Annotated in this window: 16 protein-coding genes; all 16 read right to left on the bottom strand. The window is 60.7% G+C overall.

Going from position 1 to position 13488, the window contains the following annotated elements; translation table 11 throughout:
* Window position 1 precedes the first annotated feature (1 nt).
* From EQV24_RS20445 to EQV24_RS20370, 16 genes are read right to left on the bottom strand one after another with little or no spacing between them, the layout of a single operon-like run.
* A complete protein-coding gene (locus tag EQV24_RS20445; RefSeq protein WP_130626979.1) occupies window positions 2-1231 on the bottom strand; it encodes a beta-ketoacyl-ACP synthase in 1230 nt (409 codons plus the stop codon).
* A complete protein-coding gene (locus tag EQV24_RS20440) occupies window positions 1228-1959 on the bottom strand; it encodes a 3-ketoacyl-ACP reductase FabG2 (RefSeq protein WP_130626978.1) in 732 nt (243 codons plus the stop codon). Before EQV24_RS20440 ends, EQV24_RS20445 begins: the two co-directional genes overlap by 4 nt.
* Window positions 1956-2429 carry a 3-hydroxy-fatty acyl-ACP dehydratase gene (locus tag EQV24_RS20435; RefSeq protein WP_013099167.1) on the bottom strand — a complete coding sequence of 158 codons (474 nt, stop codon included), beginning with the start codon at window positions 2427-2429 and terminating at the stop codon, window positions 1956-1958. The genes EQV24_RS20440 and EQV24_RS20435 overlap by 4 nt, the downstream gene beginning before the upstream one ends.
* Window positions 2426-3595 (bottom strand): beta-ketoacyl-[acyl-carrier-protein] synthase family protein, encoded by a 1170-nt coding sequence (locus EQV24_RS20430; protein ID WP_045900976.1) that lies wholly within the window; start codon window positions 3593-3595, stop codon window positions 2426-2428. Before EQV24_RS20430 ends, EQV24_RS20435 begins: the two co-directional genes overlap by 4 nt.
* A gap of 1 nt (window position 3596) precedes the next feature.
* On the bottom strand, window positions 3597-4178 hold the full coding sequence (locus EQV24_RS20425) for a DUF3261 domain-containing protein (RefSeq protein ID WP_023620064.1): 582 nt from the start codon (window positions 4176-4178) through the stop codon (window positions 3597-3599).
* On the bottom strand, window positions 4175-6496 hold the full coding sequence (locus EQV24_RS20420; RefSeq protein ID WP_130626977.1) for an MMPL family transporter: 2322 nt from the start codon (window positions 6494-6496) through the stop codon (window positions 4175-4177). The genes EQV24_RS20425 and EQV24_RS20420 overlap by 4 nt, the downstream gene beginning before the upstream one ends.
* Window positions 6465-7070 carry an outer membrane lipoprotein carrier protein LolA gene (locus EQV24_RS20415; protein ID WP_020687731.1) on the bottom strand — a complete coding sequence of 202 codons (606 nt, stop codon included), beginning with the start codon at window positions 7068-7070 and terminating at the stop codon, window positions 6465-6467. Before EQV24_RS20415 ends, EQV24_RS20420 begins: the two co-directional genes overlap by 32 nt.
* The gene (locus EQV24_RS20410; RefSeq protein ID WP_020687732.1) at window positions 7067-7489 is read right to left on the bottom strand and encodes a thioesterase family protein; all 423 of its coding nucleotides are present in this window, start codon (window positions 7487-7489) and stop codon (window positions 7067-7069) included. Before EQV24_RS20410 ends, EQV24_RS20415 begins: the two co-directional genes overlap by 4 nt.
* 3 nt (window positions 7490-7492) lie before the next feature.
* Window positions 7493-9184 (bottom strand): glycosyltransferase family 2 protein, encoded by a 1692-nt coding sequence (locus EQV24_RS20405; protein WP_045900970.1) that lies wholly within the window; start codon window positions 9182-9184, stop codon window positions 7493-7495.
* Window positions 9175-9528 carry a hydroxymyristoyl-ACP dehydratase gene (locus EQV24_RS20400; RefSeq protein ID WP_130626976.1) on the bottom strand — a complete coding sequence of 118 codons (354 nt, stop codon included), beginning with the start codon at window positions 9526-9528 and terminating at the stop codon, window positions 9175-9177. The genes EQV24_RS20405 and EQV24_RS20400 overlap by 10 nt, the downstream gene beginning before the upstream one ends.
* A complete protein-coding gene (locus EQV24_RS20395) occupies window positions 9515-10864 on the bottom strand; it encodes an AMP-binding protein (RefSeq protein ID WP_130626975.1) in 1350 nt (449 codons plus the stop codon). Before EQV24_RS20395 ends, EQV24_RS20400 begins: the two co-directional genes overlap by 14 nt.
* Window positions 10857-11453 (bottom strand): hypothetical protein, encoded by a 597-nt coding sequence (locus EQV24_RS20390; RefSeq protein WP_023621479.1) that lies wholly within the window; start codon window positions 11451-11453, stop codon window positions 10857-10859. The genes EQV24_RS20395 and EQV24_RS20390 overlap by 8 nt, the downstream gene beginning before the upstream one ends.
* Window positions 11425-11676: an acyl carrier protein gene (locus tag EQV24_RS20385; RefSeq protein ID WP_020687737.1), complete on the bottom strand. Its 252-nt coding sequence runs from the start codon at window positions 11674-11676 to the stop codon at window positions 11425-11427. The genes EQV24_RS20390 and EQV24_RS20385 overlap by 29 nt, the downstream gene beginning before the upstream one ends.
* A gap of 12 nt (window positions 11677-11688) precedes the next feature.
* On the bottom strand, window positions 11689-11946 hold the full coding sequence (locus tag EQV24_RS20380) for a phosphopantetheine-binding protein (RefSeq protein ID WP_010436544.1): 258 nt from the start codon (window positions 11944-11946) through the stop codon (window positions 11689-11691).
* Window positions 11927-12742: a lysophospholipid acyltransferase family protein gene (locus tag EQV24_RS20375; protein ID WP_013099156.1), complete on the bottom strand. Its 816-nt coding sequence runs from the start codon at window positions 12740-12742 to the stop codon at window positions 11927-11929. The genes EQV24_RS20380 and EQV24_RS20375 overlap by 20 nt, the downstream gene beginning before the upstream one ends.
* Entirely contained in the window at window positions 12739-13461 is a 723-nt protein-coding gene (locus tag EQV24_RS20370; RefSeq protein WP_130626974.1) for a beta-ketoacyl synthase chain length factor, read from the bottom strand. Before EQV24_RS20370 ends, EQV24_RS20375 begins: the two co-directional genes overlap by 4 nt.
* Window positions 13462-13488: the final 27 nt, after the last annotated feature.

The raw sequence follows: 13488 nt of genomic DNA, 5'->3' as shown, positions 1-13488 counted from the left end.
GTTACGCCCAGCGTTTGATAATGATTGAGGTATTGATGCCGCCAAACGCGAAGTTATTGCTTTGCAGATACTCGCAGTCAATCTGACGGGCTTCCCCCATAATATAATCTAAAGCACCACATTGCTCATCCGGTTGTCTTAAATTGAGCGTCGGGGCAAACCAGCCTTCACGCATCATCTGCACGCTCATCCACGCTTCCAGCGCACCGCAGGCACCTAACGTATGGCCAAAATAGCTCTTCAGCGACGAGATGGGGACCCTGTCGCCAAAGATGGCCGCAGTGGCCTGGCTTTCGGCGATATCACCCCGATCGGTGGCGGTGCCGTGGGCGGAAATATACCCGATGTCCGTGGCGCCTAAACCGGCCATTGCCAGCGATTGCTCCATGCAAATCTGCATGGTTTCACGCTGCGGCTGGGTGATATGCGCCGCATCGCAGTTGGTGGCAAAGCCCACGATTTCGCCGTAGATGGTCGCCCCGCGCGCTTTGGCATGTTCCAGCTCTTCCAGAATCAGCGTGCCTGCCCCTTCGCCGATGACCAGACCATCGCGCGCGGTATCGAAGGGCGACGGCGTGGTTTTCGGCGCGTCGTTGCGCTGGCTGGTGGCGAACAGCGTATCAAATACCGCCGCCTCTGAAGGACAAAGCTCCTCGGCGCCCCCGGCGACCATAACGGTCTGATAACCATGGCGAATGGCTTCCCAGGCGTAACCAATCGCCTGGCTGCCGGAAGTACAGGCACTCGACGTGGGAATGACGCGCCCCCGTAGACCAAAGAACAGGCCGGTATTGACCGCGGTGGTGTGCGGCATCATCTGCACATAGGTGGTGCCGGTGATGTTGTTGGTGTGTTTTTCCATCAGCATGGAGGCAAAGTCGCTTACCGGGCCCGTGCTGCCCGTGGACGACCCATAGGCGATGCCGGTTTGCCCCTGCGTCAGTACCGGGTCATCGATCAGGCCCGCCTGCTCAAGCGCCAGTTCGGTGGCGCGGGTGGAGAGCAGCGACACGCGGCCCATGGCGCGAATGCGCTTGCGGGTATAGTGTGCCGGAAGGGTGAAATCCTCGATGGGGGCGGCCAGCAGCGTTTGCAGACCGGCATACTCTTGCCACTCCGTCATGGTGCGCACGGCGTTTTCGTAGCCGAGCAGCCGCTGTGAAATGGTCGGCCAGTCCTCGCCAAAGGCGGTCACGCCTCCCATTCCCGTAATCACCACCCGACGCGTCATAACATCCCCCCGTTGATCGAGATCACCTGGCGTGTCACATAGCCTGCCCGGTCCGACATCAGATAACTTGCCAGACCGGCCACCTCGTCCGCCTGACCCATGCGCTGCATCGGGATCATGGACATGGCCTCTTTCAGCGCGGCCCCTTCCATCTCGATCATGCCGGTATCAATCAGCCCGGGCGCGATGCAGTTGACGGTAATTTTGCGTTTTGCCAGTTCAATGGCCAGCGCTTTGGTGGCGCCGATAATACCGGCCTTGGCGGCACTGTAGTTCACCTGTCCGCGGTTGCCCATCACGCCTGACACGGACGACAGGGTGATAATCCGCCCGCCGTTGCGGGTTGTGATCATCGGCATGATGCAGGGATGAATAACGTTATAAAAACTGTCGAGGTTGGTGTGGATGACGCTATCCCAGTCCTCGTCGCTGAGCGCCGGAAACGCGCCATCGCGGGTTATCCCGGCATTGCTGACCACGCCATACCATGCGCCAAAGGTGCTGATTTCCTGTTCCAGAACCTCGCGGCACTGCTCGCGGTTGCCCACGTCAAAGGTCAGTAAACGACCCGTTCCGCCAGCCTGAACAATGGCCTCCAGCGTCTCATGCGCCCCATCAGCATCGCGATGGTAATGCACGCCTACGGTGAAACCGTCAGCGGCAAGCTGACAGGCGATGGCGCGGCCAATGCCTTTGCTGGCGCCCGTGACCAGTACGGAACGTGTCATGATGAAGCTCCCTGAGAGAAAAGTGAGGTTAATTCGTCCTCGCTGGGCTGGAACGTATTCACACGGCCCGTGGCAAGGGGGACGTTATCCGTCTGGATTGTGCATTCAAAGCTGCCAAAGCGTTCGTCCTGCATCAGGCGCTCAATGGTAATGGTTAACGTAGTGCCTGCAGCAAAGCGGCCCGTGCTGCACACCAGCTCGCGCGCGCCCAGCACCATGCCCAGCGGGCTGTGGGGCAGGCCTTTTTGCAGACGGTGCCATTCAGACCAGACGCCCACGGTCTGGGCCATCAGTTCCAGCGCAAACCAGCCCGGCAGATCGCCGTCAACGTTCAGGAACGGCGCAAGCACACCGTGCCCGTCGACCGTGACGCTGCACACCGCGCTGCTGTCGGTGACACGCTCAACGCGCTCCAGCAGCATCATCGGTGCGTCGTGAGGCAGGTAGTCGGCGGGGGATAAATAACTCATGACACTCTCCCCAGCAGAAGGCTGGCGTTGTTACCGCCAAAGGCGAATGAGTTCGATAAAATCACCGGTTTTGTCAGCGGCGCATGCTGATGCAGCAGGCCGCAGGGCGGCAGCGTATCGTCCGGCGCGTAGCGGGAAAAATCCTGCGGCGGCAGCGGCAGGTCACGGGTCAGGATCAGCCAGCTTAATGCGGCTTCAGTGATCCCGGCCGCGCCAAGCGTATGGCCAGTGAGGTGTTTGGTGGAGCTGCACGGTACCCGGTCGCCAAAGAGGGCGTTAATCACGTGCGCCTCAATCCGATCGTTGAGGGGAGTGGCGGTGCCGTGCAAATTAATATAGCCCACGTCATCTGCCGTCATGCCTGCCTCCTTCAGCGCCTGGGTAATGGCGCGAATGGCGCCTTCTCCCTCGGGATGTGGGGCAGAGATATGGTACGCATCGCTCGATTCACCCGCCCCCAGCAGCGCAACCTGATCCGGTTCGCGGGTCAGCACCATGAGGGCCGCCGCTTCACCGATGGTGATCCCCCGGCGGTCTCGGCCAAACGGTTCGCACTGCGTGGGCGAGAGCGATTCAAGGCTGTTAAAACCATTGACCGGCATACGGCTTAAGCTGTCTGCCCCGCCTACAAGGGCGACGTCAACCAGTCCGGCCTCAATCAGACGCTGTCCGCTGATGATCGCCCGGGCGCTGGAGGAGCAGGCAGTCGAAATGGTATACGCCGGGCCATCCAGCTGCAGCCAGCTGGCGAGGAAGCGGGAGGGATCGCCCAGCTCCTGCTGCGGGTACTGCCATTGTGGGCTGCGTTCGCCGTTCAGGGAGAGGCGCACGTACTCATCGCCTTCATCCAGCCCTGAGGTGCTGGTGCCCAGCACCACCGCCACGCGGTCGCGGCCCACGCGGGCGATGGCTGCCTCAACGGCAGGCTGAATCTGTGCCAGCGCCGCCAGCAACAGCTGATTATTACGGCTGCGGTGTGCTGCCAGGCTATCCGGTATCGGCGGCAGTTCACCCTCAACGCCGCCCAGCATGGCATCAGGTAATCCTTGCAGCCATCCGGCGCGATGACGCATACCCGGCGCAATCCCGGCGTTCAGGTTGGCCGCGATCTCATCGGCCGAGTTGCCCAGCGCGTTGACCATGCCAACAGCAGAAATGTAAATCATCTCAGTCACCCAGATATTGAATGGTGATGTGGTATTTAAAGACGTGCTGCGCAATGCTGATCGGCTCGCGCTTACCGTTGCGTTGCAGGTAGACAATCTCGGTGACCAGCTTGCCGTCAGGGTTACGCAGTTCGCGTCGGGTGCCAGTATCCTTTAGCGTCCATCCCTTCGGCAACTGCGGCTGCCAGGCGCTGAGCGGCCAGTGGCTGAGCATCACATCCGCCAGCACCTGGCTGGCGGGCGGTAGCTGGGGCATAACGACCGACTGCTCGGTATGGATCCCGGTGTTGTCATAGGTCGCGAGAAACAGGCGGATCCCCACCGACGAGAGCCCGGCAAGCGTCACTTTTTGCCCGTCAGCGTTCAGCAGAACCAGCAGCGACTGGGTCTGACCGTTAAACCGGCCGGTCAGCAGCTGCTGAGAACGGATGGCTGGCGTAATGCCCGGCGGTGGCAGCGTCACCTGCGTGCCCGGCTGAAGCCAGGCCAGCGGGCGAGTTTCTTCAGTATCGGTCGAATGGCTGCAGCCTGCCAGCAGCAGCGTCGCAGCCAGCGCGGCGGCGCGGTAAAAAGCGTTCATCATGGTTTTCTCTCGTTCCTGGCCGGCATCGCCAGCGGGGCCAGCAGGAAGGCGGTGAAAATACCGCTTACCAGCACAATTCCAAAGCTGCTGATGGCCTGCGTCGCGCTGAACACCAGCATGCCCAGCGTCAGCAGCGTGGTCATCATCGCCAGGGTGATAGCCAGCATCGACGTCAGCGGCGTGCCGCGCGGGTTGCTGAAAAACAGCGTGTAGTTGATGCCAATGCCGAGTACCAGCACCAGCGCCAGCAGTGAAAACAGATTGACGGAATGCCCGGCGACGGCCAGCGCCGCCAGCCCGCAGCTGAGCGACAGTACCGACGGCACCAGGCTGATAAGCCCCTGACGCCAGCCAAGTCGGATTATGGCGCCGCAGGCAATCGCCGCCAGCGCTACGCACAGTAGCCCCGTCAGCAGGGTGCGGTAGAGGGCAAACAGGCTGTCAAAACTGGCCTTACGATCGATCCAGACGACCCCTTCATGCTGTGCCGCCCGTTCACTTAGCGCCGTACTGTTTTTGACGCCGTCCACCGGGACGAGCACGCCGCTTTCGCCGCCCGGCAGGGTCAGCCAGAGCAGACGCCAGCCTTCGCTGGCCGGGCTGGCAAGCCAGGCGTCCACGCTGACAGGCATTGGCGTCAGATCCGGTGAGACGGTGTTCAGTCCGGCGCTGTGCAGCACGTTCATTACCGCAGGCGCAGCGTGGTGCAGCAGCGCCAGATCGCTTTTTTGACGCTTCATGGAGTTCAGCGGCAGGGTTCGCCAGCTTGCCAGCTCACCCGCTTTTTGCGCCTGCGCCAGCGCAGGGGTAAAGGCCTCCAGCCGCTCCAGCGTCTGCTGGGCTGACGTGCCGTAAACCACAAACCATTTCTGATCGACGCGCTGGCCGGTCAGGGCGGTAATGGTCTTCTCCTGCGCCAGAATCGTTTTCGGCAGCGCCTGCAGCTGGGCGATATCGTCGTCCACCTTCAGGGTGGCAATACCTGCGGCGGAAAGGAGCGCCAGCGTGACGGGCAGGCCAACCGCGAGTGTTTTATTACGTCGCCAGACGGTCAGCCAGCGCGACATCGCTCTGCTGGCCGGAACCGGGCGTACCGGCAATCCACGGCACAGCCAGGGGTGCCAGAATATCACCGTCAGGCACGAGGCGCTCAGCCCCACGGCGGCAAACAGCGCCATCTGGCGGATCCCGGGGAAGGGGGCCAGCATCATAATCAGGTACGCCACGACGGTCGTCAGAAGCGCCAGCAGCAGGGCATTACGCACTTTGTCCAGACTTTGCCACGGCGAGTTTTCGCCACCGTGCACCAGCCGTTCGGTCAGGTAGTAGAGGGTGTAATCGGCCGAAATACCGATGATGCTCATGCTCATCACCAGCGTCATCAGATGCAGCTCGCCAAAGAACAGCAGGGTGGCGACCGTGCCCGCCAGCGCGCCGATGCCAATGGAGATCGCGCACAGCAGCAGCGGACGCAGGGAGCGGAATGTCGCCACAATCAGCAGGAGTACGCCCAGAAGTGTGGCGACACCCAGCGTGGAGATATCCCGTTTGGCCTGCTGGCTGGCGTAATCGCTGTAAAACACCGTGCCGCGAGACAGCAGTTGCGCCTGTGGATAATGCGTTTTCAGCGTCGCCTGCAGCGCGTTCAGGGTGGTCACCAGCCGGTGGGTTTGCTGCATATCAAAAGAGGAACCGGCCAGCTCGCCGTGCAGCAGATACCAGTAGTTTCCTGCGTCATCCTGCGTCACCAGCCAGCCGTCCATCAGCCGCAGCTTCTGGCCGTTTTGCGCCAGCGCGAGCTGCGCGCCGCGCATCAGCATCAGCGGATCGTTTTGCAGCTCCTTGCCGCTCACGCCGGAAAAGGCCGAGTAAAGCTGAGATAAAACCCACTGCGCCTGCGCTTCACCGCCGTTTTGCAGGCGGGCGCGGGTGGCAGGGTCAATCATCCCGTTGCGGTGCTGCCAGAAAAACTCGCCCCAGGCTTGTTGCCCGGTGGCGTCCATGGGCCCTTTGACCTCGCTCAGTGCTCCGCTGCGTTGCAGCAGCGTCAGCCACTGCTGCGCCACGCGCGGATCGGGTTTTTTGCCGGGGCTGACCAGCCAGACCAGCTGACGGTCGAGCCGCTGCATAAAGCCGTCGTTGAGCGCCGGAGGGATCGCCCCCAGCGTCTGTGTCGGCAACATGGCCAGCACGCTGCTGTTCAGGCGCGCGCCGGGCAGCAGCGACACCAGCAGGCCCAGCATAATCAGGCATCCCGCGGCCCAAAGCAGCGCCGGGCGCAGCGATTTACGGTGCGGCAAAGCGTTGGCGTTCGTCATCGGTCAGGCTGGCGGGTGTCAGTCGGTGACTGGAGAGGGTGATATCCGTACGGTCGCCCTGTTTGTCGTTAAGACGAATAGACTCCAGAAAGGTCGCACCGCCCAAATCGAGGGTGGCGAAAATGGTGTTCAGCGGCGTCGTGGTGGGCGTGAGCACCAGCGACCAGCGGCCCTCTCCCAGGTCTTGAAAATCGATGCGGAAATTCTCTTCCAGCACCTTGCGGTCGGCCTGGAACAACGCCCGCAGCAGGTGGTTGAACTGGAACATCTGCGGATTATTGTCGGCGGTAATGGTCTGCGGCGGCTGGCCGTTGATGGTCTGCACCATCCGTTTGTCATCCAGCAGCAGCGTCATGGGGAACGGGGCTTTTTGATCCCACAGCAGGCCGCTGTCACGGGCGATCACCATCTCGCCCTGCGAACGCAGCGGCTGCGGCATATCTTTAATCGTACGAACCTGCTCGAAGTGGGCGCGCACCACGGGCTGTTGCGTAAACCGCTGCTGCAGTTCATCCAGCGTCACGGCGCTGACCAGCGGGCTAAACATCAGTGCCAGCAAAGGCAACCATTTCATGGCGTGACTCCCATACGTTCAAACAAGATCCCCGGGCTGACGAAGCACATTTCGCGGGTGGCTGCGTCGACCGCCACCTGGATGGTGTAACCGGTGGTGGTGCGTTTACCGGTCTGCGCGTCGAAGATTTGATAGGCAATGCGCAGGCGGTTTTCATACTCTTCAATCTGCGCCCGGACCCGGATGCGTTGTTCAAACGTCACCGCATCGCGGTATTTCACCCGCGTATCGACCACCGGCCAGACATAGCCGGAAGCTTTCATCTGGCGATAGCCGTAGTCGAACTGATTGAGCAGCGCTTCGCGGGCTATTTCAAAGTAGCGGAAATAGTTGCCGTGCCAGACCACGCCCATCATGTCGACGTCGTGGAACGGGACGGTGATTTCAACTTCCGTCGTAAAGCGGGGATCGGTCAGCACCCTTTACTCCTTCTCGCTGATTTCGGGCAACTGCCAGAAATCGAAAAAATTAAACCAGTCGAGCGGTGACAGTAAGGCGTAATGTTCCAGCCGCTGCGCGTAGCGATCGACGGTATGTTGCAGCGCTTGCTGACGTTCACCGCGCGGCAGCAGCAGCGGGTCGGCGAACGGTTCGCAGTGCAGGGTCAGCGTCCCCTGCTGGCTGAGGGCAAAAATCAGCACCACCGGACAGCGCAGAATGGAGGCCAGGATAAACGGCCCCTGTGGGAACGGCGCGGGCTGGCCCATAAACGCGCTCCAGATCACGCGCCAGCTGCCGCCGCGCTGCGGCGTGACGGCGATACGATCGCCCACGATGGCCACCCATTCGCCGCGATCCAGCTTTTCTTTGATCAGGATAGCGGTCTCCGGGCCGATGTCAGTGACGGGCATCAGGTGAATGCCCGCCTGCGGAGCCATCTCTTCCATAATCTGCTTAAAGCGTTGGGCGTTATCGCTAAAGACCAGGGCGTTGATGGTTTTCCCCCCTTCACGCTGCGCCAGCGCCCGGCAGGCTTCCACGTCGCCAAGGTGCGAGGCCAGCAGCAGTTTACCCTGTGGATCGTCCAGCCCCAGCGCCTCGCGGGCACCCGGTGCAAACACCAGATCGCGATGCAGCTTCATCTCGCCGCGCCAGCTGGCCACCTTGTTCAGCATGGCATGACCAAAACGCAGGAAGTGAAAAAAGCTGTTCAGCCGGGGGGGCGGTGGGATCTGTCGCTGTGCCATGACCTCTTTAACCCGCCTAAGCCATTGCCGCGACGCCTGACGCGCCGAACGGGCGGTAAGCCAGTAAACGGCGGTGACCGGCCACAGCAGGAGGGTGAAGGCCTTGCGCCCAAGCAGTTGCCAGACGCGTAACATCAGGCGCATACCCCATAGCCCTTTGACCTCCTGCTGTTGCGCCCAGTGCTGCGGGCGACGGCGCATCAGCAGGGAAGGGATGCGCGGCAGCATCCCCAGGAACAGACGGGTATGCATCAGCGAGATGCGCACGTTGTCTTTTAGCGCATCGAAGTGGGATACACCGTCTGCCGGGTAGGTGACGCGGGTGGGCAGAAAATAGCTGGGCGTGCCCTGCCAGTAGAGGCGGACCATCACTTCAGTATCAAAGTCCATGCGCTTGCCGAGCGGGGTACGTGCGGCAAGCTGCATCACCGGCGTGATCGGATAGACCCGAAAGCCGCACATGCTGTCTTTAAGCTGCAGGGACAACGTTTCAATCCAGACCCAGACGTGCGTTATCCAGCGTCCGTAAAGGCGCGAACGGGGTATGGAGTCATCGTAAACGGGCTGACCGGAAATCAGCGCCTCGGGGTGACGTTGCGCCAGCGCCAGAAAACGGGGGAGATCTTCAATGGCGTGCTGGCCGTCGGCATCCACCTGGATTGCATGAGTGAAGCCACGCTCTGCGCAGGCTTTCAGCCCCGCCATTACCGCCGCGCCTTTGCCGCTGTTTTTCGCCAGACGCAGCAGCGTAACCTGCGGATGCTGCTCCGCTAAGTGCGCCAGGGTGTGGCGCGTGCTCTCTTCGCTACCATCGTCAACCACCAGGCACGGGAGGTCAAACGGTGCCAGACGTGCGAGCACCGCGGCCATCATCGCACCGTGGTTGTAGCAGGGGATCAACACGCAGGGGCGGAACGTTACTGACATAGGCGAATCTTCCCGCTGCTGGCGGTATGGCGTTCACTGCCCGCATGGCGCTGGTAGCTGAAGCTGAGCATCTGACGGGCAGTGTGCCAGTCAAGGATCAGCGTCACCGTGTTGTCCGGCAACAGCGGGGCCGCAAACTTCACATTCTGAATGCTGTGAAAACGGTAGCCCGGTGCCATCAGGGTGGTAGCGTAATGCATCACCCAGTCGAGTTGTGCAACGCCAGGGAGCAGGGGCTGGACAGCAAAATGTCCCTTAAACCAGAGCAGGTCAGGATCAAGATAAAGCGTTATCTCCAGATGCTCCGGATGAGTCTGGTGGCGTTCGATTTCATGAATCTTCATGAAATAACTCCTGTAGCTGTGCAGTCACACGCTTGTTCATACTGTTGACCGGGATTTCATCGACAATGCGCCAGTAGCGGGGCACGGCAACCGGTTCAAGGCAGGGGCGAAGGGCGCGACGCCACGCGGATTCCTGGGCATTTTTACCCCCGTTGTCTCTGTGCAAGCGCGCCGCGTCACTGAGTACCAGCAGCACGCCAATGGCCTGACGACCACGGCGAGTGACCGCCAGCGCGGCGGCGTCGCAGATGCCGTCCAGCGCCAGTAACCGCTGCTCAATCTCATCGAGCGAAATGCGTTTATCTTCAATTTTGACCACCCGGCCACGGCGTCCGATGATGTTGAACTGCCCGTCAGCCGCGAAATGCAGGATATCATCCAGCACGACTCCTTCAGCCTCGCGGATCAGTGGCGATGTCACCCGATCGCCGTGGAACGTTACGCCGGGAAACGGCTGCCAGAGCGTTGTCTCATCCAGACGGTGACGCCAGGCCATAACGCCCGTTTCGGTGCTGCCGTAAATTTCATCAGGCCAGACGTTCAGCCAGTCATGACAAGGGATGATGTCGCGCCAGGGCAGTTCGCCCCCGGCTGAGATCAGCAGGGCAACCGGAGGCGGCACAAGCGAGGTGTCGAGCCGCTTGAGGAATGCCGGGCTGCTGATAAAGAGGTACCGTTTGTCCTGCGGCAGCGCTGACAGCTGTTCTGCATACTGCAGCAGGGAGGCGTGCAGCGGCAGGCCAAGCGCCATGGGTAACACAACACGAAACGTCAGGCCATACAGATGATGCAACACCACGGAGGCCACGACGTGACAGCCTGTCAGCCGTTCGCCAAACCGATCGGCGAGCAGACGGGCTTCCCGATCCAGGCCGATCACCGGCTTAATCACCCGCTGCGGCGTGCCGGTGGAGCCAGAGGTAAAGAGCTCGATAACGCGCGTCTCGTCAATGGCAGGCAAGGGGGAAAAGGGGGTGTTTGTCGGCGCAGTGGCGGTGACCAACCGCAGTCGCCCTGAAAACTCGAGCGTGGTGTCGCTCAGGACGCCGCTGAACATGGCCCGCTGTTCGTTAAGCTGCGCCCCCCGGCTGTGCCCGGGGAGCACGGGGGTTTTACCCGCATGAAGCGCCGCCAGCAGGGCGACGATAAAAAGATAGCCGTTTTCAAAACAGAGCGCCCAGCGCTCGCCCTCTTCCTGACGCAGCGCGTCGACCAGCTGCGTAACATCGTGGCGCAGATCGCCCAGCGTCCAGATACGATCGTCAAGCCAGGCGACAGGCGTCTCATCAGGACGCGGGGCGTTTAGCCACTGGCTCAGAGGAAGCGGTTTATCCATCGTTTTTTATTACCCGTTGTCGCACCAGCCATTCACCCGCCATTAACGTTCCCATCAGGATGTAGGAAAGCATCCCGTTCCACAGCGTCCACAGGCGCAGGTCGGCGTACAGCACGGTAAACAGCGCGACTGCGCCATTGCCGATAAAAAAGCCGCACCAGACTTTCGTCACTTTACGCGTGTAACGAACCCCGGCAGGAGACAGCTGGGGCTCCCGTATCCGCGCCAGCCGTTCCACTATCGGCATGGATGTCCACAGTGAGCCCCCAAAGACCACCAGCATCACCAGATTAACGACCACCGGATAAAACAGCACCCACAGGTGAGCGTGAAAAAGGCTCGCCACGCACAGCACTGCCCCGGCCAGCGTCACGCTCAGGAAAACGTAGCGCAAGGGGCCGCGCTGCTGGCGCGTCTGCCAGACACGCAGCAGCAACACCAGCGCCATCAGGGGCAATATCCATTGCAAATGGTGACTTGCAAGGCCATAGCCAATCAAAAACGGCCAGGCCAGCAGCATCAGGCCCGTCAGTATCGGGATGAGCGGAATGGCAGGCACGTCAGGCGTCGCGCTGGAGTTGTTCCACAACGTCGACGATGTCCTGAACGGTACGCACCGCTTTGAAGGTTTCAGGCTTAATTTTATGCCCCGTCTTCTTCTGCAGGTTAACCACCATATCTACGGCATCAATGCTGTCGAGATCCAGGTCTTCGTAAAGCCGGGCCTGCGGCGTAATGAGCTCAGGGTCGAGTTCAAAAAGTTTAATAAGAAGCGCAGAGACTTCCTGATAAAGGGTTTCTTGTTCTGTCATAGCGGGTCATTCTCAGGCGCGTTGTTGATGAATAAAAGCGGCGAGCGTGGCAACGGAATAGAAGTGCTGACGCATCTCGTCGCTCTCGGCAGAAAGCACTACGCCGTACTGATTTTTCACAGCCAGCCCCAGCTCCAGGGCATCAATAGAGTCCAGACCCAGTCCGTCACCAAACAGCGGAGCGTCGGTGTCGATATCCTCTGGGGTAAGTTCTTCCAGATTCAGCGTAGAGATAATGAGATTCTTAATTTCAAGATAGAGCGCTTGCATCTTTCATTCCTGACAAAGATTGAAGACCGGATGTTAATTGCTGCTGCATATGCCGGTTTAACTGCCTTGCCGCCAGCGCAGGTTCGTGCTGGCTCGCATCGTAAAAATCATGAATGTTGATGCGTTCGCGAACATCCACGGTAAAAATGGGTTTTTTGGGCGGCACATTGTACCAGCGACTCTGTTTATCCAGCATGCGTTCGCTACAGTGGATCACCACCACGCGCAGAGAGCTGTTGCAACGAACGGCAATATTCGCCGCTCCCCGCTGTAGGGTAATGGCTTCGCCCACGCGGGTGCGGGTGCCTTCCGGGAAAATCAGCAGGGTGTCGCCCTGCGCCAGACGCTGCTGGCTGGCACGAAGCAGCGTTTCTGCTTCGCTGTTGATCAGGTAATCGGCTGCACGGATCACGCCGCTGACAAAGGGGTTACGCAGCAGCGCGCTTTTCACCAGACAGTCGGTTTCGTTCATCACCGAGGCGAGGATCACATAGTCCAGCAGCGAAGGATGGTTGGCTATCACCAGGCAGCCGCGCTCGGCGCGCAGAACGTCCAGATTGTTAAAGCGGTAATCCAGCACGCCGGTTCCGCGAACGACCGCCAGGAACAGCCGAAAACTGGCGGAGATGCTGCGTCGCGCCAGTCGGCGGCGTGCCGTGCGATCGCGCTGAAAAATCAGTAGCAGGTTAAACCAGACCAGCGACAGCAGCAGCCCGCCAAGGCCAAACAGGGCGAAGCAAAACCCGGTCATCAGCATGCGCCATAACCGATCGAGGCGGGAGAGGATCTGGCTCATTGGCGCGTCCACTGCCACTGCAAACGCTCGCCCACCAGGGCAAATTGCCGCGCGTCGCTCAGGTAATGTCGCAGGAACTGAAGGCTTTGCGGCAGCGCGGGCTCTTCCCCTGTGCTTTCGCGATGGGTTTCACAGCAGAGTGCGTCGCCGGCTTCAATCACCAGCGCAAGGGCGTAAGGCCAGACGGGCATCTGCGGCGGGAGCCCGGCGTGATAAAACGCGGGCAGGACGCCGTCAAAATCCACCAGCAAAACGCGGGAATAGCCCGCGTGAAGCAGACTCAACACTTCGCACAAACTTTGCTGGAAGGTGTCCATCCCGGCGGAGACCGAGGATGAGACAATCGGCTGACCTGCAGTGATCGTAAGATTGCCGACCGCGGCGTTATGAACAGACATTGCAAAATCGGTGGGGGAGACGGGTTGCTCCGTCGCCAGCGCTTGCAGAATACGGTAGTTGCGTTCCAGCTCGCCATGGCGGCTGCTGTAGACCACGGCATCGATACGATGTTTGCGCAGCATCGCAAGACCAATATCCACCGCCAGCTTACTGCCCGAATTGAGGCGGCGGGCGGTCATCATCGGCAGGTCGGTCAGTTTTGCAAGCGGCGCGGCGGGATCGATGGCGTCAGACTGGCGCGACCATGCCTGCCACGCGCCGGCATCGCTGAGTCCTGGCGCTCTGGCCTGCCAGTCGATAATGGTGAGGGTAAATTTCATCTACGCGCGTCCGCGATAAACCTGTTT

Source organism: Enterobacter sp. A8, assembly GCF_004296595.1.
Classification (GTDB): domain Bacteria; phylum Pseudomonadota; class Gammaproteobacteria; order Enterobacterales; family Enterobacteriaceae; genus Enterobacter; species Enterobacter cloacae.
The sequence above is the reverse complement of the archived record's forward strand: the minus strand, read 5'-3'. Positions and strand labels throughout refer to the sequence as shown.